At 64.6% G+C, this 20,118-nt stretch carries 24 protein-coding genes; 9 read left to right on the top strand and 15 right to left on the bottom strand.

The annotated features are described in order from the left end of the window. Positions 1-108: 108 nt before the first annotated feature. A complete protein-coding gene (locus tag FJ967_RS32905; protein ID WP_140736477.1) occupies positions 109-756 on the bottom strand; it encodes a hypothetical protein in 648 nt (215 codons plus the stop codon). Positions 757-863: 107 nt separating this feature from the next. Next, positions 864-989, bottom strand: coding sequence for a type B 50S ribosomal protein L36 (ykgO, locus tag FJ967_RS32910; protein ID WP_006203764.1), 126 nt, complete (start codon positions 987-989; stop codon positions 864-866). A gap of 243 nt (positions 990-1,232) precedes the next feature. On the opposite strand from ykgO, the gene FJ967_RS32915 reads away from it, so the two are divergent. Further along, positions 1,233-1,655 carry a lysozyme inhibitor LprI family protein gene (locus tag FJ967_RS32915; RefSeq protein ID WP_140736478.1) on the top strand — a complete coding sequence of 141 codons (423 nt, stop codon included), beginning with the start codon at positions 1,233-1,235 and terminating at the stop codon, positions 1,653-1,655. Between the two features lie 12 nt (positions 1,656-1,667). Here FJ967_RS32915 and FJ967_RS32920 read toward each other — a convergent pair whose 3' ends face one another. The 10 genes from FJ967_RS32920 to FJ967_RS32965 all read right to left on the bottom strand — a co-directional run bounded on the left by FJ967_RS32920 (position 1,668) and on the right by FJ967_RS32965 (position 9,943). Beyond that, positions 1,668-2,744 (bottom strand): 5-(carboxyamino)imidazole ribonucleotide synthase, encoded by a 1,077-nt coding sequence (locus FJ967_RS32920; protein ID WP_140736479.1) that lies wholly within the window; start codon positions 2,742-2,744, stop codon positions 1,668-1,670. Next, on the bottom strand, positions 2,741-3,238 hold the full coding sequence (purE, locus tag FJ967_RS32925) for a 5-(carboxyamino)imidazole ribonucleotide mutase (RefSeq protein WP_027141852.1): 498 nt from the start codon (positions 3,236-3,238) through the stop codon (positions 2,741-2,743). Before purE ends, FJ967_RS32920 begins: the two co-directional genes overlap by 4 nt. Positions 3,239-3,336: 98 nt before the next feature. Then, on the bottom strand, positions 3,337-4,245 hold the full coding sequence (locus FJ967_RS32930) for an anti-sigma factor (protein WP_140736480.1): 909 nt from the start codon (positions 4,243-4,245) through the stop codon (positions 3,337-3,339). Then, entirely contained in the window at positions 4,242-4,781 is a 540-nt protein-coding gene (locus tag FJ967_RS32935; RefSeq protein WP_140736481.1) for a sigma-70 family RNA polymerase sigma factor, read from the bottom strand. The genes FJ967_RS32930 and FJ967_RS32935 overlap by 4 nt, the downstream gene beginning before the upstream one ends. Before the next feature lie 378 nt (positions 4,782-5,159). Continuing rightward, a complete protein-coding gene (locus FJ967_RS32940) occupies positions 5,160-6,365 on the bottom strand; it encodes an aminotransferase class V-fold PLP-dependent enzyme (protein WP_140736482.1) in 1,206 nt (401 codons plus the stop codon). A gap of 25 nt (positions 6,366-6,390) precedes the next feature. Next, the gene (locus FJ967_RS32945) at positions 6,391-6,852 is read right to left on the bottom strand and encodes a RidA family protein (protein WP_140736483.1); all 462 of its coding nucleotides are present in this window, start codon (positions 6,850-6,852) and stop codon (positions 6,391-6,393) included. Positions 6,853-6,922: 70 nt separating this feature from the next. Then, on the bottom strand, positions 6,923-7,717 hold the full coding sequence (locus FJ967_RS32950; RefSeq protein ID WP_140736484.1) for an amino acid ABC transporter ATP-binding protein: 795 nt from the start codon (positions 7,715-7,717) through the stop codon (positions 6,923-6,925). A gap of 4 nt (positions 7,718-7,721) precedes the next feature. Further along, on the bottom strand, positions 7,722-8,372 hold the full coding sequence (locus FJ967_RS32955; protein ID WP_140736485.1) for an amino acid ABC transporter permease: 651 nt from the start codon (positions 8,370-8,372) through the stop codon (positions 7,722-7,724). 1 nt (position 8,373) lies between these two features. Further along, the gene (locus FJ967_RS32960; RefSeq protein WP_140736486.1) at positions 8,374-9,039 is read right to left on the bottom strand and encodes an amino acid ABC transporter permease; all 666 of its coding nucleotides are present in this window, start codon (positions 9,037-9,039) and stop codon (positions 8,374-8,376) included. Between the two features lie 73 nt (positions 9,040-9,112). Then, positions 9,113-9,943 carry a transporter substrate-binding domain-containing protein gene (locus FJ967_RS32965; RefSeq protein WP_181176229.1) on the bottom strand — a complete coding sequence of 277 codons (831 nt, stop codon included), beginning with the start codon at positions 9,941-9,943 and terminating at the stop codon, positions 9,113-9,115. A gap of 169 nt (positions 9,944-10,112) precedes the next feature. Here FJ967_RS32965 and FJ967_RS32970 point away from each other — a divergent pair, with 169 nt between their 5' ends. Next, on the top strand, positions 10,113-10,901 hold the full coding sequence (locus FJ967_RS32970; RefSeq protein WP_140736488.1) for an IclR family transcriptional regulator: 789 nt from the start codon (positions 10,113-10,115) through the stop codon (positions 10,899-10,901). A gap of 26 nt (positions 10,902-10,927) precedes the next feature. On the opposite strand, the gene FJ967_RS32975 is transcribed toward FJ967_RS32970, so the two are convergent. Beyond that, positions 10,928-11,131 (bottom strand): YdcH family protein, encoded by a 204-nt coding sequence (locus FJ967_RS32975; protein ID WP_135902230.1) that lies wholly within the window; start codon positions 11,129-11,131, stop codon positions 10,928-10,930. 239 nt (positions 11,132-11,370) lie between these two features. Between FJ967_RS32975 and FJ967_RS32980 the strand changes: the two genes are divergently transcribed. From FJ967_RS32980 to FJ967_RS33000, 5 genes are all read left to right on the top strand, one after another. Beyond that, positions 11,371-11,550 carry a YdcH family protein gene (locus FJ967_RS32980; RefSeq protein WP_140736489.1) on the top strand — a complete coding sequence of 60 codons (180 nt, stop codon included), beginning with the start codon at positions 11,371-11,373 and terminating at the stop codon, positions 11,548-11,550. A gap of 341 nt (positions 11,551-11,891) precedes the next feature. Continuing rightward, positions 11,892-13,145, top strand: coding sequence for a flavodoxin-dependent (E)-4-hydroxy-3-methylbut-2-enyl-diphosphate synthase (gene ispG, locus FJ967_RS32985; protein ID WP_140736490.1), 1,254 nt, complete (start codon positions 11,892-11,894; stop codon positions 13,143-13,145). 4 nt (positions 13,146-13,149) lie between these two features. Further along, entirely contained in the window at positions 13,150-14,004 is an 855-nt protein-coding gene (locus FJ967_RS32990; protein ID WP_140736491.1) for a lytic transglycosylase domain-containing protein, read from the top strand. Between the two features lie 30 nt (positions 14,005-14,034). Continuing rightward, complete coding sequence (locus FJ967_RS32995) at positions 14,035-14,586, top strand: AAA family ATPase (protein ID WP_140736492.1); 552 nt, start codon at positions 14,035-14,037, stop codon at positions 14,584-14,586. Between the two features lie 50 nt (positions 14,587-14,636). Beyond that, positions 14,637-15,389: a Stf0 family sulfotransferase gene (locus FJ967_RS33000; protein WP_140736493.1), complete on the top strand. Its 753-nt coding sequence runs from the start codon at positions 14,637-14,639 to the stop codon at positions 15,387-15,389. A gap of 17 nt (positions 15,390-15,406) precedes the next feature. Here FJ967_RS33000 and FJ967_RS33005 read toward each other — a convergent pair whose 3' ends face one another. Beyond that, positions 15,407-17,743 carry a response regulator gene (locus FJ967_RS33005; RefSeq protein ID WP_140736494.1) on the bottom strand — a complete coding sequence of 779 codons (2,337 nt, stop codon included), beginning with the start codon at positions 17,741-17,743 and terminating at the stop codon, positions 15,407-15,409. A gap of 172 nt (positions 17,744-17,915) precedes the next feature. After that, positions 17,916-18,815, bottom strand: coding sequence for a polyprenyl synthetase family protein (locus FJ967_RS33010; protein WP_246675486.1), 900 nt, complete (start codon positions 18,813-18,815; stop codon positions 17,916-17,918). A gap of 147 nt (positions 18,816-18,962) precedes the next feature. Between FJ967_RS33010 and FJ967_RS33015 the strand changes: the two genes are divergently transcribed. Together FJ967_RS33015 and rpmF are read left to right on the top strand one after the other, a co-directional pair. Further along, positions 18,963-19,673 (top strand): transglycosylase domain-containing protein, encoded by a 711-nt coding sequence (locus tag FJ967_RS33015; RefSeq protein ID WP_140736496.1) that lies wholly within the window; start codon positions 18,963-18,965, stop codon positions 19,671-19,673. Positions 19,674-19,813: 140 nt separating this feature from the next. After that, positions 19,814-19,996 carry a 50S ribosomal protein L32 gene (rpmF, locus tag FJ967_RS33020; protein WP_008834724.1) on the top strand — a complete coding sequence of 61 codons (183 nt, stop codon included), beginning with the start codon at positions 19,814-19,816 and terminating at the stop codon, positions 19,994-19,996. Positions 19,997-20,118: the final 122 nt, after the last annotated feature.

Raw genomic sequence — 20,118 nt, forward strand, 5'->3', positions numbered from 1 at the left:
CGTCATCTTTGTATAAGAGACAGGTAGGGAGTAGGGAGTAGGGAGTAGGGAGTAGGGAGTAGGGGTTCTTTCTAATGCCTATTGCCTGATCCCTACTGCCTTACTGAATCAAATTCCCTCGCCGGCAAGTTCTTCCGACAGGGCGGCGACCTGGTCCTGGGCGCTGCGCATCATCGGGTAGATGGCCAGCACCTTCTGCCAGGCCTCGAGTGCCGATTGCTTGTGGCCGGTCTCCGCCATGATCTGGGCGAGGCCCGACAGGGCGCCGAAATGACGGGGTTCGAGTTGCAGCGTGCGGTCGATGTCGGCCATCGACTTACCGTAGTTCTTCATCATGAAATGCACCGTGGCGCGGCGGTTCCAGCCTTCGGCATAACTCGGCTGCAAGGTCACCACCTGGTCCAGGAAATCGAGCGCGACGTCGAACTTCTGGTCGTTCATTGCCTTTTGCGACCATTGCATCATCAGGTCGATCGAGGCGCTGCCGGACTGGAACCATTCGGTCCAGATGGCGCCGGCAATGCGCTCGGCGGCCTTTTCGTTGCGTTCGCGCTTCAGGTCGGAAAACAGCTTGTCGAGCCGGACCTGCTTGGTCATCGGCGGGGCCGGGGTGTCCGGAGCTGTGGGCTGGGCATCGGAGGGTGCCGGCTGACCATCCGGGGCCGCTACCGCGACCGGCTGGTCATCGGCCCGCGTCGGCAGGGAAATGACGCCGCAAACAAGGAGGGCCGTCAAAAACGTAAAAAGAATCCGCATCGCCCAAGTTTAATCCCGGGCGGCGGAACATCAAAGTGATTTTAGCGTGAGAAGGTCGGCTGGCCGACAAGCATCAAAGGGCGGAGGCAAAGCCTCCGGCCTAAAACTCAACCCTGGCGCGCCTTGTAGCGCGGGGCGGTCTTGTTGATGATGTAGATACGGCCCTTGCGGCGAACCAGCTGGTTGTCGCGATGACGCGCCTTCAGCGCCTTGAGCGAATTCTTGATCTTCATGGTCTTGCCTGTCGGTGTGGACCCGGTTCCGGGTCGAAATTTTAAGGCGCGCCAGAAGACGCGCCTTTTGAACGGTGGTTGGCTCATAAACGAGGAGCCTTGCCCATGTCAACCGTGAGTCAACCGCAAGCGTGTTCCGCACCCCTCATATCATTAAATATCCGTCCATGCCGGCCCGTGGCATTGCGCGGCTCCGGGCGGGCTGGGATGATGTCGGTATTTTCTAGTGATTTGGGGACGACCATGCGCCGAATATTGCTGTCCGCCTGCCTTGCCGTCCTGGCGGCGGCCGCCGCCGCCCGCGCCCAGGAATGCGATCGCTCCGACGACAGCCAGCAAATGATGAACATCTGCGCCGGCGAGGACTATCAGGCCGCCGACGCCAGGCTCAACAAGGCCTATCAGGACCTGATCGGCTCCGATGACGCCGATGCCAAGAGATTGCTGCAGGCGGCGCAGCGCGCCTGGATCGGGTTCCGCGACGCCGAATGCGCGCACACCACCGCAGCCAGCCAGGGCGGCTCCATCCATGCGATGGCGGTGTCGCAATGCCTGACCAGGCTGACCAATGAGCGCATCAAGCAGCTCGCCGCCTCGGCCAATTGCGAGGAAGGCGATGTGAGTTGCGGCGGCTCCGACGAGGTTGAAGGTGACGAAGTGCAGTAAATCGGGCCGGCCTTAGCCGCGTCGGCTGATGCGGGTGAAGTGGCCCATCTTGCGGCCGGGCCGCGCTTCGGCCTTGCCATAGAGATGCAGCATCAGGTCGGGCTCGGCGAGCAGGACCGGGACGCGCAGCACATCATCGCCGATCAGGTTCTCCATCACGCAATTCGAATGACGGTTCGGGCTGCCGAGCGGCAGGCCGGCAATGGCGCGGATATGTTGCTCGAACTGCGAAAGGACGCAGGCGGCTTCCGTCCAATGGCCTGAATTGTGGACGCGGGGCGCGATCTCGTTGGCCAGCAGCGAGCCGTCGGCCAGCACGAAGAACTCGACACCGATGACACCGACATAGTCGAGCGCCGACAGGATTTTCGCCGCCGCCGTGCGGGCCGCTTCGGCCGTTTTGGGCACAATGGCGGCCGGCACGGTCGAGGTGTGCAGAATGCCGTCGCGATGCACATTCTCTGCCGGGTCATAGGCAGCCACGGCGCCATCCTGCCCCCGCGCCGCGATCACGGATATCTCGCGCTCGAACGGCACGAAGCTTTCCAGGATCAGCGGCACATTGCCCATTGCCTCGCAGGTGCCGGCGAAACCGCCGGCTTCCATGTTGCGGAACACGCGCTGGCCCTTGCCGTCATAGCCCATACGCCGCGTCTTCAGGATGCCGCTGCCTTCGAAGGCCTTGAGCGCCGCCGTCAGCTCGTCGTCGGTGTCGACCGGGCGGAAGTCGGCGGTGGCGATGCCGATGCCGTTGAGGAACGTCTTTTCGCTCACCCGGTCCTGCGCCACGTCGAGCGCGCGCGGCGGCGGATAGACCGGCACTTTGGCGACAAGCGCGCTTGCGGCTGCAACGGGAACGTTCTCGAATTCATAGGTGACGACCGCGCTCGCCGCCGCCAGCTCGGCGAGTGCCGCCGGATCGTCGTAAGCGGCCGTTATCTGACGGTTGGCGATTTGGGCGGCCGGGCAATCCGCCTGCGGCTCAAGTATGGCGGTGCGGTAGCCGAGGCGGGCGGCCGATATCGCCAGCATACGGCCGAGCTGGCCGCCGCCGATGATGCCGATTGTCGATCCGGCGGGCAGGCTCACGGCGTGTCCGTCGGTTCAGCGGCGACCTTGGCGGTCTGCGATGCGCGCCAGGCGTCGAGCCGCTGGGCAAGCTTGTCGTCGTTGAGCGCCAGCACGGCGGCGGCCAGCAGCGCGGCGTTGGCGGCACCTGCCTTGCCGATGGCCAGCGTGCCTACCGGGATGCCGGCCGGCATCTGGACGATCGACAGCAGCGAATCCTGGCCGGACAGCGCCTTCGATTCCACCGGCACGCCGAACACCGGCAGCGGCGTCATCGCCGCCGTCATGCCGGGCAGGTGCGCGGCGCCGCCGGCACCGGCGATGATGACCTTGTAGCCGGCGGCCTTGGCGCCCTTGGCGAATTCGTAGAGCCGGTCGGGCGTGCGGTGTGCGGAGATGATCAGCCGCTTGTGGGGAACCCCCAGGGCTTCCAGCGTCTCGGCCGCCTGGCGCATCGTTGCCCAGTCGGATTGGCTGCCCATGATGATGGCGACGTCGGCGCGTTGATCGTTCAAGCCTTTGCTCCCCGGCGACAAAGGCGCGCCTTAGCGGAATTCGCGCGGGGCCGCAAGGATTTCACGCCATCGGCACGATGCCGGCGGCCGCATCCGGCTCACGCCGCCGCCTTGCGGAAGCGGGCGACGAAGTCGTCGAGCTCGGGCCGCTCCATATCTGATATCGCCCAGTAGGAGAAGGCGCCGTCGCTCCACTGCACCATCGAGAAGCCGCCCGACGAGATGTCATCGGGCTGGGTGATCTTGCCGCCCTGCTGCGGTTCGGCGACCAGCGTGATCAGGTGCTCGCGGTGGCGATAGACCAGAGCCGGCACCGGCCGGCCCGATATCACTTCGACCCGTCCGCCGATCAGCGCGTAACCGTCCTGGGCAAGGTCGGGCGCCGGCGGCGAGACGCCGATGCGGGCGTCGAGCCACGGCTTGACCGTATGGCGGTCGGACGAGACGATATCGATCGGGCTCGCGGCAAGCAGGCTGCGGCGATGGCCGCTGGCGACGGCCGCGGCAAAGCCGTCATCGACGCCGCTCTGCATGACCCATTGCGTCGCCCCGCTGGCCAGCACGGCGCTGATCATGATCGATGCGGCCATTGCGCGCCAGTCGAACGAGCCGAAGCGGCGGGCCCTCGGCAGCGGGCGCGTCTGGGAGGGACGCGTGCCGGCGTCCCGCCTCTGGCCGCCGCCAGCGGCCGAAATCAACCCCGGCAGCGCCGACGGCGTGCCCCGCTGCGGCTCAGCCGCTTCGGCTGGCGCCTGCTGTTCTGTGCCGGCCATGCCGACTGCCGCGATGCGGGCCAGAAAGGCATCGCTGACATCGGGGCGCGGCAGGCGGCTGACGGCGCCTTGCAAGGCGACAATGCGGGCATGCTCGGCGGCAAGCCGAGGGTCGGCGGCGATGCGCCGCTCGACGGCAAGGGCGGCCGCCGCATCAAGCTCGCCATCGACAAGGGCGTGGATCATCAGTCTGATACCTTCGGCATCGTTGGGCAGTCCGTCGTCGTGCGTCATGACGCTCTCCCCAGTTCGGACGCAAGCAAGCCGCGGGCGCGGGCCAGCCTGGACATGACCGTGCCGATTGGCACGGTCAGCATGGCCGATATGTCGCGATAGCTGAGGCCGTTGATGTCGCGCAGCACCAGCGTTTCGCGAAACGGCTGCGGCAGGGCCGCGATGGCCGCCTCGAGTGCTGCCGTATCGGCTTTGGCGATCAGGCTCGCCTCCGGTCCGTCCTCGGCCGGCAGGCTGGTGCCGTGTGCGGCGGCCATGTCGTCGAGATCGCCGAGGTCGCCGACGGCCATCATGGCGCGGGGCCGGTTGCGCGCCATCCAGGTGTAGGAGGTGTTGCGCACGATGGTCAGCAGCCACGCGCGTGGGTTACCACCAGCATAGCCGGTCATGCCGGCATGCGCCTTGATGCAGGCGTCCTGCACGACATCCTCGGCGTCGGCGGCATTGCCGGTCAGCCAGCGCGCCAACGCCAGCGCGTCGCCCAGATGCGGCAGCACCACCTCATTGAAGCGTTGTGCCTGCGCCCTCTCGCTCAAAGCAGCACCATGATCCGATACTCCGGCCCGTGCCGCCTCAAGATGCGACGGTGGCCGTGGCCTGCTCGCAGGGGGAAATCCCCCCGTAACGGGCAAAGTCGCCTGTCCCGCTGAAAGTGAATTCATCTGCATCACCAGTGTCAAGCGCCACGGAGGAGAGGCTGATGACACCCGCCGACGCAAGGCGACGGCCGGCGCCGCAACGGGCTTCTCGGTCGTTGTCGCAATGACGAGGCATGTCTGTCTCCTCAACGCCAGAAGTGGCGCATGCCGAAGAGACCTGCCGTGGCGGCGGTTTATTCCCGCCGCGTGCGAATCCGGCCGTTCACAGTCTCGTGATCAGCCTTCACTGGATACGCCGTATTCGATCGCGCGTGCTCAATCCGGCCAGCGCAAGGCGCCGGACGAATCCTTGCGCGCGACTTTCATGGCATGCGCGGGCCGATCTTTCGCCATCAAAATGGCCCGCAATTGTCCGGCGACGACTTCAGCCTCGCCCGGGTGGAGGTTGCAGGGGTCGAGGAAGAAGTGGCCGCGTTCGACCTCGTGATTGCGCACGATGATCGGCGGCGAGCCCGCGGCAAGCGCCGAGGCGAGGCCGGCGGCGGTGAAGCGGCTTTCCGGCGATACGAAGATCTGCAGGCGGTCGAGCGGATTGGCGGTCGGGTCCGGGATGATCTTGGCGAAAATGCCGGGCAGTCCCTGTAGCGCGTCCTTCCAGAGATTGAGCGCCGCCTCCTCGCGCCGTCTGATGCCGTCGTGATCTCGCTTCTCCCACGCTTCGAGCGCCGCCATTGTGCCGGCGATGCTTTCCTTGCCGACCTTCATGGCGCGCGCGACGCCGCGATTCTGCAGATAGGCTGATCGCACCAGGTCCTTGCGGCCGGTGACGATGCCGCTGGTCGGGCCCGAGAGGAATTTGTGGCCGCTGTAGATGACGACATCGGCGCCGCGCGCCAGGAAGCCGCGCAGGTCGTATTCGGACGCGGCGTCGACGATGACCGGCAAGCCCTTGGCGTGGCAGATCTCGCAGAATTCCTCCAGCGACAGCATGCCGTACTGCACGGTATGGTGGGCGACGACATAGAGGCCGGCGGCCGTGCGCTCGTTGATCGCCTCGCGCACGTGATAGTCCTGGGTGACGCTAACCGTGCCCGCCGGCACCACCTTGGCGCCGGCGACGCGGATGGACTGGTCGATCGGCGCGCCATAATTGACGATATGGCCAAGCTGGATGACGACCTCCGACCTGAGATCGCCGGTGTCGTCGGGCAGCCGTTCGATGGCGAGCAGATTGGTGCCCGTCATCGCACCGGCGATCGACATGGTGATGCCCGAGGCGCAGCAGGCGGTGATGAAGCCGGCCTCGCCGCCGGTGAGGCGCGCCACCACGGTGCTCGCGGCGCGTTGCAAATCGTCCATCTCCACCCATTGCGAGGCCATTTCGGCCATGGCGCTGATCGCCTCGGGAACGATGATCGAGGCGCCAAGCGCGGTCATGGTGCCGGAGACGTTGATGATCGGCCTCAAGCCCAGCCTTTCGCGGATGGTGGTGTTGGAACCGGCGGAGGAAGTGGTTTTCATATGAGCAAATCCCGTGGGTGGCAGGTCAGGCGGCGATCTCGACGACCGCTTCGATTTCGACGGTGATGTTTCCAGGCAGCGAGCCGACGCCGATCGCCGAGCGCGCGTGGCCGCCGATCTTGTCGAAGACGTCGGCGAACAGGTCCGAGCAGCCGTTCACCACTTTCGGGTGGTCGCCGAAGGTCGGCGTCGCATTGACGAAGCCGAGCAGCTTGACGACGCGCACGATGCGGCCGAGATCGCCGGCGGCGGCATGCATGACCGCAAGCAGGTTGAGTCCGGTCAGGCGGGCATGCTGATAGGCCTGCTCGACCGTCACATCCTCTCCCACCTTGCCTGTGCAGAGCGTGCCGTCGGCACGCAGCGGTCCCTGGCCGGAGAGAAAGATCAGCCGGCCGCTCTCGGCATGGGTGACGAAGTTGGCGATGGGCGTCGGCGGCTCGGGCAGCATCAGGCCGAGTTGGGCGAGCCTGGTATAAGGCGTCATGGATGAAGGCTCCCTTGGTTGGCGTCAGCCATCCGATATTCAAAAATGGGACAGCGTTGGCCGCCCGATGTCAGAAATACGAGGCGCGGAAGCGCGCCAGGAAGGTGCGGAGGCGTTCGTTGGTGGTCTCCGCCGCAAGGATCTCCTTCGGCGGTCCGACGGCGCTGACGCCGCCATCGGCCATGAAGACGATGCGGCTCGACGCGTCGCGGGCGAAGGCCATTTCGTGCGTCACCATCAGCATCGTCATCCCGTCCTCGGCGAGGCTGCGCACCACGGCCAGCACCTCACCGACCAGTTCGGGATCGAGGGCGGAGGTGATCTCGTCGAGCAGCAGGATCTTCGGCTCCATGGCCACGGCGCGGGCGATGCCGACCCGCTGCTGCTGGCCGCCTGAGAGTTCGGCCGGCAGGCTGTCGGCCTTGTGCGCGAGGCCGACGCGGCCGAGCCAATGTTCGGCGATCGATCGCGCCTCGGCTTGGCTCTTCTTTCGCACCTTGGTCAGGCCCAGCATGATGTTGCCGGCCGCCGTCAAATGAGGAAACAGGTTGAAGCTCTGGAACACCATGCCGGTCTCGGCGCGCATGGCGGCAAGATCGCGTTCGCCGCGGCGCTGGCGCGTTCCGGCCGAGAGATAGCCGACCTCCTTGCCGTCGATGCGGATCGAGCCGCTGTCATAGCTCTCCAGGAAGTTGACGCAGCGCAGCAGCGTGGTCTTGCCGCTGCCGGAAGGACCGATGACAGTCACCACCTCGCCGCGCTTCACCTCAAGGTTGACGGAACGCAGCACCTCAATGGCGCCGAAGGCCTTGGAGACACCGCTTACGTCGAGCAGCACGGGACTGGCGTTTGAGGCCTCGGACATCGTGCTATTCCCGGATGAAGGAGAAACGCCGCTCGAGCCGCCGGCTGGCGAGCGAGAGTGCGTAGTTGACCGCGAAATAGATGAGCGCGCCCAATATATAGAGCGGCATCGCCTCATAGGTGCGGCCGATGACCTGGTTGATGGCCTGCATCAGATCGGTGATGCCGAGCAGGGAGACCAGCGCGCTGCCTTTCACGGCGTCGGTGACGCCGTTGATCCAGGGCGGCAGGAAGCGCCTGAAGGCCTGCGGAAAGATGACGTAGGCGAGCCGCTGGCGAAAGGTCAGGCCGATCGCCATCGCGGCTTCGGATTGTCCCTTCGGGATCGAGCCGACCGCGCCCCTGAGATACTCGATGACCTGCGCCGTCTTAAACAGGGTGAGCGCGGAGACCGCAGCCCAGAAGGACGGCAGGTGCAGCCCGATCGCCGGCAGGCCGTAATAAACGAAGAACATCAACACCAGGATCGGGATGCCGCGAATGGTGTCCGAGAAGATGCGCACCGCCCAGCGCAGCGGGAGGGGTCCGTAGACCAGGCCGACGCCCAGCAGGACGCCGGCAATGAGCGACAGCACCACGACCAGCAATGACACCCACAAGGTCACGGCGAAGCCCTGGGCGAGGAAAGGCAGCGCGTAGAGGATCTGGCCAAGCATGTCAGCGCGCCGCCCTGAACCGGCGCTCGACGAGCCGCAGCCCGAAAAGCAGCACATAGCCTGTCACCAGATACATAGCCGTGGTGACCAGATAGACCTCGACGATGCGGAAGGTGTTGAAGTTGATCCACTGGGCGCCGAAGGTGAGTTCGGGCACCGAAATGACCGAGGCGATCGAGGTGTCCTTGAACAGCGAGATGAAGGTGTTGGACAGCGCCGGCAAGGTGATGCGCAGCATGGTCGGCAGGCGCACATGGAGCAGCCTTTGCCAAGGTGTCAGGCCGATCGCCTTGCCGGCATCGAGCTGGCCGCGCGGGACAGCCTCGAGGCCGGAACGGAACACTTCCACGAGATAGGCGCCACTATAGACCGAGAGCGTCAGCACGAAGGAGGTCGGTGCGCTGTAGGCGAGATCGACCACGGTCGGCACGCCGTAGAAGACGAGATAGACGAGCAGGATCAGCGGCACGTTGCGGATGAATTCGACATAGGCGGCGATGATCGCCCGGACCGTGCGCCCGGCAGAGACGTACCAGACCGCCAGCACCAGGCCGATGACAGTGCCGATGGCGATCGAGATCACGGCAAGCTCGAGGCTGAGCAGCAGGCCGCCCCAGAGCTTGTCGAAATGCCGCCAGATCAGATTGAAATTGAGGGCATAGCCCATGCGTCCGCCTCGGTGTGAAGGGCGTCGTGTCGATCACGGGAGGGCGAGACGATCGCCCTCCCGTGATCCGGGATCAGATGACCGGGAAGCCGGGATGGCGGGCCGGCGGCTCCTGGCCGAAATAATCCTTGAAGGCGGCGTCGTAGAGCGCCGATTCATGGCCGAACATGGCGATGGTGAAGGTCTGGTTGACGAAGGTCAGCCAATCCAGATCGCCTTGCCGAAGCGCGGCGCCGTAGAGCATCGAATACCAGCTCTTGCCGGCATCGAAATATTTGTCGGGATTGCGCGAAGCGAGCCAGCGCACGGTGGACAGATCGACCGCGGCGGCGTCGGCGCGCTTGGATTCCAGCGCCTGCAGCACGTTGGCCTGGGTGTCGATCTGCAGCACCTGGGCCTGCGGCAGGGCGTAGTGGACCGAGCTTTCGGCGTCGACATTCTGCAGGATGGAAATGCGCGTCGCCGAACCGCCGGCGAGCAGCTTGTCGAAGGTCTTGTTCTCGGCGGTGGGCAGGGTCAGCAGCGCAACGCCTTCGACATAGTAGGGCCTGCTGAAGTTGATCAGCTGCGAGCGCTGCGCGGTCATCGTCATGAACTGGATCGTGATATCGACCTTGTTGGTGGTGACGTTGGGAATGCGCTGCGCTGGATCCTGCATGACGAACTCGACCTTGGTCGCATCGTCGAAAAGGCCTTTGGCGAGAATGCGCCCCATGGTGATGTCCATGCCGACCAGTTCGCCCGCGTCGTTTTCGAAATGCCAGGGCGCGTTGGTGCTGCCGGTGCCGACGATCAGCTTGCCGCGGTCGAGCACGGTACGCAGAACGCTATCGGAAGCGGCCTGCGCGGCTGCCTTCTGAGCATCGACGGTTGCCAGTACGCCGGCGGTGGCCAGTCCCGCCATTCCCAATTTCAGAAAATCACGTCTTCCGGATGTGTCGTTCACGGCGACCTCCTTTCGTGTTGTGTTCCCCTATGCACAGGCCATACACGCGATAGCGATTATCAAAATTGTCTCTTACAAGAGACGCATGTATCCTGTACAAGACAGATACTAACACCGGGAATCGACAATGCAAGATGGCAGTGCCTTGGCCGTTTCGGCCGACGAAAAGACGACGGCTTCCCGTGAAAAGGGCCTCAACCGGGTGCTTGAGATTCTGGAGTTTCTTCACGCGACGCAGCGGGCGATCGGCATTGGCGATCTCGCCAAGGGGGTCAACGCGCCGCGCTCGACGACCTACACGCTGGTGCGCTCGCTGGTCGATGCCGGTTTGCTCGAAATGGCCGGCGACGGCAACCGCGTCTATTTCGGCAAGAAGCTCTACCTCTACGGAATGGACTATGTGAGGGGTAACGATCTGCTGCGGCGCGGGCGCCAGGAGGTCGACCATCTGTCGCGCGAGACCGGCGAGACCTCGGAACTGTGCATGCTGCAGAGCGGCCGCTACACGATCGTCCATTCCAGCCCCGGCACCAGGCCCTTCCGCATCAGTTCGGCCACCGGCCTGCAGATACCGCTGCCCTGGACCGCGTCCGGCCGGCTGCTGCTGGCGGGGCTGGACAGGGCCGCGATTGAAGCCATGGTGTCGGATGACGATCTCGTCCTGCCAGACGGGCGCAAACTGCGGCTTGACGATTTCATCGCCGACATCGCGAAGGCAGGGGTGACCGGCTACTGCGTCACCTCGGGTCTGGTGGACGCCTATACGAAATGTCTCGCCGTGCCGGTCTTTTCAGCGCCGGGAAAGGTCGAGGCGACGATGTGCCTGGTGGTTCCGATCGATACGTCGGAGGAACGGACCGCCGATCTCATCGGCCTGCTGCGCGGCCGCGCCGCCGGGCTCTCGATCGGCGGATAGGCGACCAAGCGGCCGGCGCAATTGCGCTACGCGATGATGTCGGGAATGATCCTGTCTTCCAGCTTCATCAGCCGGTCCTTGAGAGCCAGCTTCTTCTTCTTCATGCGTTGGATCTGCAGCGGGTCGCAGTTGGTGGCGATCATTGCGTTGATCGCGGCATCGAAATCGGCGTGTTCCTGTTTCAGCCGGGAAAATTCGAGGCGAATATCGGCCTGTTCCTGATCTGACATTCTCTACCGTCTGCACGTCTGCGGCGCCCGAGATGGGCATGATTGGGCGGGGGCGGCAATTTCTGCCACCGGCGTGCAGCCCATATCACATTTCACATTGTCGTGGAATGCTACCACGCAGCATTCGACATCGCCGTCCGATGGTGGCACACTGTCATCGTGCCGTCACAGATGCGACCTGCGGTGGACGCGCCTTTGGCGGCTGCAATCGAGGAAAACCATGAAAGGGAGAACCAATCATGTCTCTTGCATCCCATCTTGATGAGTTGCAGCGGAAACACGGCGACATCGAACGCGAAATCGATGCCGCGATGAACCATCCGTCGGTGGACGACCTGGAAATCGTGAATCTCAAGCGACGCAAGCTGGCACTCAAGGATGCGATTGAGAAACTGAGGGCGCAACCGACCACCCATTGACCTCAGCCTGACATAACCGCACGTCAAGCGCGGTTTCCTTGCCGGCGGCAGTCGCCGCCGGTGACAGGGATTTTGGTTCTCAAGATCTCCTCATAAGCCACGGCTAATGTCCTCTCGGACATGTTCTGTCTTCCCCGTAGACGCCGGGATGGCGTCCTTTTCAGATCCACGACGGTGATCAATTGCTGCCAGTGGCGACCTGTCGCCATTGACAAGCCATCTTTGCTCCTCCACCTCATGCCCGGACTTCAGCGCATCGGCCCCGGGAAGAGCCCGTGCGTCCAGACGGACGCATGGTTGCTTCGGGGACGCGTGGCGCTCCAGAGACAAAGGCTGCCGGCATGACCGGATACTTTTCCTTTCCCTTCCCGCGCCGCACCTCGGTCGGCGTCGATGTCGGCGGCGTGGTCGTCGGCGGCGGCGCGCCGGTCGTCGTGCAATCGATGACCAACACCGACACCGCCGATGTCGACCAGACGGTGGCGCAGGTGGCGGCGCTGCACCGCGCCGGCTCCGAGATCGTGCGCATCACCGTCGACCGCGACGAGAGCGCGGCCGCCGTGCCGCGCATCCAGGAACGGCTGCAGCGGCTCGGCATCAACGTGCCGCTGGTCGGCGACTTCCACTATATCGGCCACAAGCTGCTGGCCGACCACCCGGCTTGTGCCGAGGCGCTGGCCAAGTACCGCATCAATCCCGGCAATGTCGGCTTCAAGGACAAGAAGGACCGGCAGTTCACCGATATCGTCGAAATGGCGATCAAGCACGACAAACCGGTGCGCATCGGCGTCAACTGGGGCTCACTCGACCAGGAGTTGCTGACGCGGCTGATGGACGACAACCAGGACAAGGGTTTTCCCCTGACCGCGCAGGAAGTCACGCGCGAGGCGATCGTGCAGTCGGCGATCCTGTCGGCCGAGATGGCCGAAGAGATCGGCCTTGGTCGCGACAAGATCATCCTGTCGGCCAAGGTCAGCGGCGTGCAGGACCTCATCGCCGTCTATACCGAGCTCGCGACCCGCTCCAACCATGCGCTGCATCTCGGCCTCACCGAAGCCGGCATGGGATCGAAAGGCATCGTCGCTTCGTCGGCCGCCATGGGCATCCTCCTGCAGCAAGGCATCGGCGACACCATCCGCATCTCGCTGACGCCGGAGCCCAATGGCGACCGCACGCGCGAGGTGCAGGTGGCGCAGGAACTGCTGCAGACCATGGGCTTCCGGCAGTTCGTGCCGATCGTCGCGGCCTGCCCCGGCTGTGGCCGCACCACCTCGACGGTGTTCCAGGAACTGGCGCAGAACATCCAGGCGGACCTCAGGAAGAACATGCCGGTGTGGCGCGAGAAATATCCTGGCGTCGAGAACCTCAAAGTCGCGGTGATGGGCTGCATCGTCAATGGCCCGGGCGAGTCCAAACATGCCGATATCGGCATTTCGCTGCCCGGCACCGGCGAGACGCCGACGGCGCCGGTCTTCGTCGACGGCAAGAAGGCGGCGACGCTGCGCGGGCCGTCGATCGCGGCGGATTTCGAGAAAATGGTCGCCGACTATATTGACCAACGGTTCGGTCAAGGCGGCAAGGCCGCGGCAGAGTAAGCCAGTGCAGCGTTTGCTCCGCGCAACGCTGATCCTGCTTTGCGTGCTGGGCTGGGCGACGCACGCCCAGGCCGATCCGCCGCAATCGGCCAAGCAGAGGCTGATCGACAAGGTCTGTACCCTGATCCAGGCGCATGCCGATGAGAACGGCCTGCCCAGGGATTTCTTCGCCCGCCTGATCTGGAAGGAAAGCCGTTTCGACCCCAATGCCGTCAGCCCCGTCGGCGCCGAGGGCATCGCCCAGTTCATGCCGGGCACCGCCAAGATGCGCGGGCTCGAAAATTCCTTCGACATTACCCAGGCGATCCCGGCATCGGCCAGGTATCTCGCCGAGATGAAGGCCAGCTATGGCAATCTTGGCCTCGCCGCTGCCGCCTACAATGCCGGCGAGAGCCGGGTGTCGCGCTGGCTGAACTCCGGCGGCTTCCTGCCGATGGAGACCGAAAGCTACGTGTTCGACGTCATGGGCGAGCCGGTCGACAAATTCACCGACCGGGCCTATGCCGGAAAAATCGAGCCACTCGATGCCAAGCTGGATTTCGCGATTGCCTGCCGCAAGCTGCCGGTGATCATGTCGAAGACCGTGGCGATGGCCTCGATCAACATCAAGCCATGGGGCGTCCAGGTGGCCGGCAATTTCCGCCGCAGTGCCGCGATCAGCCAGTGGCTCAGGGTGCGGAGCCGTTTTCCGGCGCTGCTTGCCGGGCATGATCCGGTGGTGAGCCGGGTGCGCACGCCCATCGGCCGCCGCGGCATCTACGCGGTCAGGATCGGGATCGACGACCGTGCCGCCGCCAATGTCATCTGCCAGAAACTGCAGAGCGTCGGCGGCGCCTGCGTGGTGGTGCGCAACCGATAGCCGGCTCATGTTCGAAAAAGGCGTTTGATCATGACAGCCAGGATCGTTCTGCTCAACGGTGTCGGGAGTTCCGGCAAGAGTTCGATCGCCAGGGCGTTGCAGGGGATAACCGCCGAGCCGTTCCTGCATGTCCAGATGGACAGCTTTCTCGAGATGATGCCCGAAGCCCTGCAGGACCACCCGGACGGGTTTTCCTACGAAACCATCGAGCAGCAGGGTCGGCCTTCGGTCGCGATCAGCGCCGGGCCGGTGGGAGAGAGAGCCTTGCGCGGCATGCGCCACGCGGTCGCCGCCATGGCGGCGCAAGGCAACAACCTCATCGTCGACGACGTGCTTTGCCATGGCGAAATGCCTGAATATGTCCAACTGCTCTCGGGCTTCGACCTCCGTCTCGTCGGCGTCATGACGCCGCTGGAGGTGCTCGAGGCCCGCGAGGCGCAGCGGGCCGACAGGCTGCCGGGGCTGGCGCGCTGGCAGTTCGAGCGCGTGCACGCGGGGACCCGCTACGACCTCGAAGTGGACACGAGCGCCGATACGCCGCTGGAGTGCGCCCGTCGCATCCGCCAGGAATTTCAGCTATAGGCAGCCGTGACCGGCGGGGCTGGCCTGCCTTCGACAGCCGAGGGGCAGCCATGTTCGACGCGTATATCATCTGCGGCACGCCGAGGACCGGAAGCACTTTGCTGTGCGATCTGCTGGCGTCGACGAAAAAGACCGGTGCCCCGCACTCATTCTACAGGCGGCAGAATATTCTGGAGTGGGCCGAGGAGTGGAACCTGTCCGCACGCGCGGCAATGAGCGAGCTCGACTTCAACACCGCCTATCTCAATGCCACAATCAAGGCAGGCAAGGGCGGCACCGGTATTTTCGGCCTGCGCCTGATGCGAGAGAACCTGGGGGAGCTGTCGGCCATCCTCGACCAGATCTTCCCCGGGCTGCCGTCCGACAAGGCGCGTCTCGAAAAGGCTTTCGGCAGCGTTCTCTACCTGCACCTGTCGCGCGAGGACAAGCTCGCGCAGGCCGTCTCCCTGGTCAAGGCGGAGCAGACCGGCCTCTGGCATGTCGCTCCCGACGGAACGGAGATCGAGAGAGTGGCGCCGCCGGCGGAACCGCGATACGACTTCCAGCGCATCAGCGGCGAAGTCGCCGAGCTCGAGGCCTATGACGCGGCATGGAACACATGGTTCGCGCAACAGGGCATAACGCCGTTGCGGCTCGGCTATGAAAGCCTTTCGGGCGATCCTGCCGCTGCGCTCGTTGCCATCTGCAGGACCCTGGGCGTGCTGCCGCCGAACGTGGCTGACGTGAAGCCCGGCGTCGCCAAGCTTGCCGACGAGACAAGCCTGGACTGGATGCGCCGCTTTCGTCTGGACGCGGCCGTCTGAGGCATCGATGGCGGTGATCAGGCCGTCTTGGCGACCACCGTCTCGCTGAGCCAGGTGCCGATCTTGGCGCCGAGGCGATCGGGCGAAACGGGCTTCGGCAGATAGTCGTCCATGCCGGCCTCGATGCACTTGTCGCGGTCGCCCTTCAGCGCATGAGCGGTGACGCCGATGATCGGGATATGGCTGCCCGACGAAGACTCGATCGTACGGATGGCGCGTGTCGCCTCATAGCCGTTCATTTCTGGCATCGAGACGTCCATCAGAACCAGACGGGGGTGCAGCGACCGGTACATCTCGACCGCCGTGCGGCCGTTGCCGGCGATGCGATAGCTCAAGCCGAGCCCGTTGAGGATCTGGCCGAACACCATCTGGTTCACGTCATTGTCCTCGGCGATCAGGATATCGATCGGGCTGTTCTGCGCGACAGCCGATTCCGGCGTCGCGGCGACTGGCATCGGGCCGCGGATGACGGTGAAGGCGGGTGCCGGTGACTGCGGCGCGGCCTGGACCGGTTCGCGGATGAAATGCGCCTTGCCGACCTGCGAGCGCGCCTTCTGGATGACCGAGATGACCGTGCCGAGCAGGACCGCCGAGCGCGCCGGCTTGGTCAGATGCGCCGAGATGCCGAAGTCGATGATCATCTTGCCGAAATCGACCTGGTCGACCGAGGTCAGGATGACAATCGGGATGGCGGACAGCCGGCTGTCGGCGGCGATGGCGCGGGCGACATCGGCGCCGTTCATGCCGGGCATCTGATAGTCGAGGATGATGCAGTCGACGCTGGCGCCGAGCTGGCAGGCGCGATCGAGGAAGGCGAGGCCCATGGCGCCGCTCTCGGCGGCGGCGCAGTCGAAGCTCCAGCTTCTGAGCTGTTCGAGCAGGATCTCACGGTTGACCGGATTGTCATCGATGACCAGCACGCGCGCGCCGGTGACGTCGACCGGCACGATCGCGTCGCGCGCTTCGGCGCGGTGGACGGGCAGCGGCACGGCGAACCAGAAGACGGAACCGCGGCCGATCTCGCTCTCGACGCCGATCTTGCCGGCCATCAGGTCGACAAGGCGGGCGGCGATGGCAAGTCCAAGGCCGGTGCCTTCGTGACGGCGGGTCGAGGAGCCGTCGACCTGGGCGAATTTTTCGAACACGTTCTGCAATTTCTCGGCCGGAATGCCGATGCCGGTGTCCTCGACGCGCAACTTGAGCTGGACAACGTCGTTGACGGTTTCGCCGCCAACATCGATCAGCACATGGCCCTTCTCGGTGAATTTCACCGCATTGCCGACCAGGTTGGTGACGATCTGGCGGAAGCGGCCGGCGTCGCCGACGACATAGGCCGGCAGCCTCGGGTCGACACGCACGATGAGTTCCAGGTTCTTCTCGGCGACGCGCGCCGAGACCAGCGTCGCCACGTCCTCGACCGCTTCCGAGAGACGGAAAGGGGCGGGATCGAGCGTCAGCTGTCCGGCATTGATCTTGGAGAAGTCAAGGATATCGTTGATGATGGTCAGCAGCGCGTTGCCCGATTTGACGATGACGTCGGTGAAGGTCTTCTGGCGCGGGTTCAGCTCGGTCTTGGCCAGCAATTCGGCCATGCCGAGCACGCCGTTCATCGGCGTGCGGATTTCGTGGCTCATATTGGCCAGGAATTCCGACTTGGCGCGATCGGCGGCTTCGGCCTTGAACAGGGATTCGGCCGACTGGGCAAAGGCGCGGCGGATCGCCTGTTCCATCGGCCGGAAGATCCAGAAGGCGACGATGGCGAGCACGGCGAACAACAGGCCGCTCGCCCACAACAGCAGTCGGTCGCTGGCAGCATCCGCCAGATGGCGTTCTTCGTCCATCGCGGTCCGGACGCGCGTCAGCATGGGCTGAACGAACAGGTCGTTCTGGTTGCGGATCTCGCGAGAACTCCATTCGTCGGTCTTTTGCGCCACCGACATCAGGTTGAAATTGCGAACCATGTCACGCGGCGACCAGAACAGATCGCCGTTGACGGAGGCGGATGAGAGCTCGTTGATGGTCTTGGTCGACAGGCGAGAGCGTATGGCGGAGAGCTGGGCGGTCAGGGTATCGATCTCACCGGTCAGACGCTGGGCATGGTCGCGCGCCGAAGCCGTCAGCGCATCGCGCGTATCGACCCGCCAGGCGGAACTGGTTGTCTCGGCAAAGCTTGTGGCGTTGCGCAGATCGCGGGTGAAGACGACGAGATTGCTGCTCAGCGCATCGATTTCATGGCGCAAGGAATTGACGCGATTGAGCGCGACCATGATCGCGGCCGAAGCCAGCGCGAAAACCAACAATCCTGAGAGATAACGTATCCGGACGGACCGGATGAAGGAAGAATATTCCGGCATGCGCAACCCCAACACATACGCATTATTTTAATGATGGGGATTACGCTTCATTTACATTAAGATTTCGTTGGCGCAACCATGGGGTGTCGTGCCCGCCCGGCGAGGACGCGGCGGACCCGGTCGATTCGGCGCCGCCAAGCGCTCGACCCCATGCAGCCGATTTGACCAGCCGTCATCTGTTGCGGGTTGCCACGAAGGTCGCGGCCGCCTTCAGCAGCGCCGCCGTTTCGCCGTAGGGTTCGAGCTGCGCGTGCGCCTGGCCGACGAGGCCGGCGAGCTGCTTGCGCGCCCAGTCCGCGCCATGCAGCGCCACCAGGGTGCCCTTGCCCGCGGCGGCATCCTTGCCGGTCGCCTTGCCCATCTGCTTGGCGTCGGCCGTCAAATCCAAGAGATCGTCGGCGAGTTGGAAGGCAAGACCGATCGCCGAACCGAATTCGGCCAGCCTTTCCCTGTCGCTCGACCGTGCGCCGGCAAGGATCGCGCCCGCCTCGCAGGCGAAGCGGATCAGCGCGCCGGTCTTCATCGCCTGGAGACGGATGATGCCGGCCTCGTCCGGTCGCACCTGCTCGGCTTCGAGATCGAGCTTCTGGCCGCCGACCATGCCGCCGGCGCCGGCGGCGCGGGCCAGCGCCAGCACCAAGGCTGCCCGGCGCTCCGCCGGCAATATGGTTGCTTCGTCAGCGATGATGTCGAAGGCCAGCGTCAGCAGCGCGTCGCCGGCCAGAATGGCTGTCGCCTCGTCGAACGCCCTGTGTACCGTCGGCTGGCCACGGCGCATGTCGTCATCGTCCATGGCGGGCAAGTCGTCGTGGATCAGCGAATAGCAATGCACGCATTCGAGGGCTGCCGCGACGCGCAGCGCCGCTTCGCCGTCGGCCGAAAACAGCGCGGCGCTTTCCATGACCAGGAAGGGGCGCAGCCGCTTGCCGCCGTTCAGCACGCCATGGCGCATCGCCGCCATCAGACGGTCGGGCCGCGCGATCTCGCCAGACAGCGGGCGATCGTCGAGCAACCGGCGCAGCATCACCTCGACGGCGGCCGCCCGCCGGATGAGCGCCATTTCGAACACCATTTCGTCGTCATTCGTCATGGTCGGGACCGGTAGCCGACACTCAGACGTTGCGCAAGAAGCCAAGCGCCATTATGCCGGAGCAAGGAGAAGCACGGGTTAGGCGGCTTGGCGGAACCGATCGTCGATCATGAAACCGAAAAGCTGGACATGGCGACGAGATCGCGAGGCGTGAACCGCCGCGGTCTCAGGCGCTGGGTCCGGCGCGGCATCGTCGTGGCCGCCGTGATGGCGCTCGTGCCTGTCGTGCTGACCTTTCTTTACCTGCCCTCCTTCGTGCATCCGGTGTCGACGCTGATGCTGAAGGACCTGGCGACCTTCTCCGGCTATGACCGGCGCTGGGTGTCGATCGATGATGTCGCGCCGGTGCTCGCCCATTCGGTCATCATGTCGGAGGACGGGCAGTTCTGCTTCCACCGCGGCGTCGATCTCGGCGAACTCAGGGGCGTCGTCGACGATGCGCTGGCCGGCGAAGCGACGCGCGGCGCCTCGACCATCACCATGCAGACGGTCAAGAACCTTTTCCTGTGGTCGCGCCCGCTGGGCACGGTGCGCAAGGTCGTAGAACTGCCGCTGGCGGTCTATTTCGACGCGGTGATGTCGAAGCGGCGCATCATGGAGATCTATCTCAACATCGCCGAATGGGGGCCTGGCATCTATGGCATCGAGGCCGCCGCGCAGCACCATTTCGGCATTTCCGCGAAGCAGTTGAACAGACGGCAGGCGGCGCTTCTTGCCGTCACGCTGCCCAATCCGATCGCCCGCAATCCGGCCAAGCCCGGGCCGGGCTTGCGACGGCTCGCCAATCTGATCGAGCGGCGAGCGGGCCGTTCGGGCGCTTATGTCGGCTGCCTCGACTAGCCGGCATAAAAAAATTCACGCCAGTGCTGGCCAAAACGGCATCAGGCGTGTATAGGCACCCGACTTTCTCAGATTTAGGCCCCGACATGGCCCTTTCACGAGGGCGGGCGGGGCTTTTGACCATGTAGTGGAGCATATCCATGGCCGTTCCGAAACGCAAAACCTCTCCGTCCAAGCGCGGCATGCGCCGCTCGGCCGACGCCCTCAAGGCCCCGACCTATGTCGAGGACAAGAATTCCGGCGAAATGCGCCGCCCGCACCACATCGACCTGAAGACCGGCATGTATCGCGGCCGTCAGGTGCTGACGCCCAAGGAAAGCTGAGACCAGCTTTTCCCAGGCAATTGCGTTGCAAAAAGACCGGCCTCTGTGAACTGACCCCCGAAAGTTGGACACAACCTTCGGGGGTTTTGTATGTCCAGACACAGTGCGAGTTTCAAGCGCTC

This window comes from Mesorhizobium sp. B2-3-4 (genome assembly GCF_006442315.1).
In the GTDB taxonomy this organism is placed as follows: domain Bacteria; phylum Pseudomonadota; class Alphaproteobacteria; order Rhizobiales; family Rhizobiaceae; genus Mesorhizobium.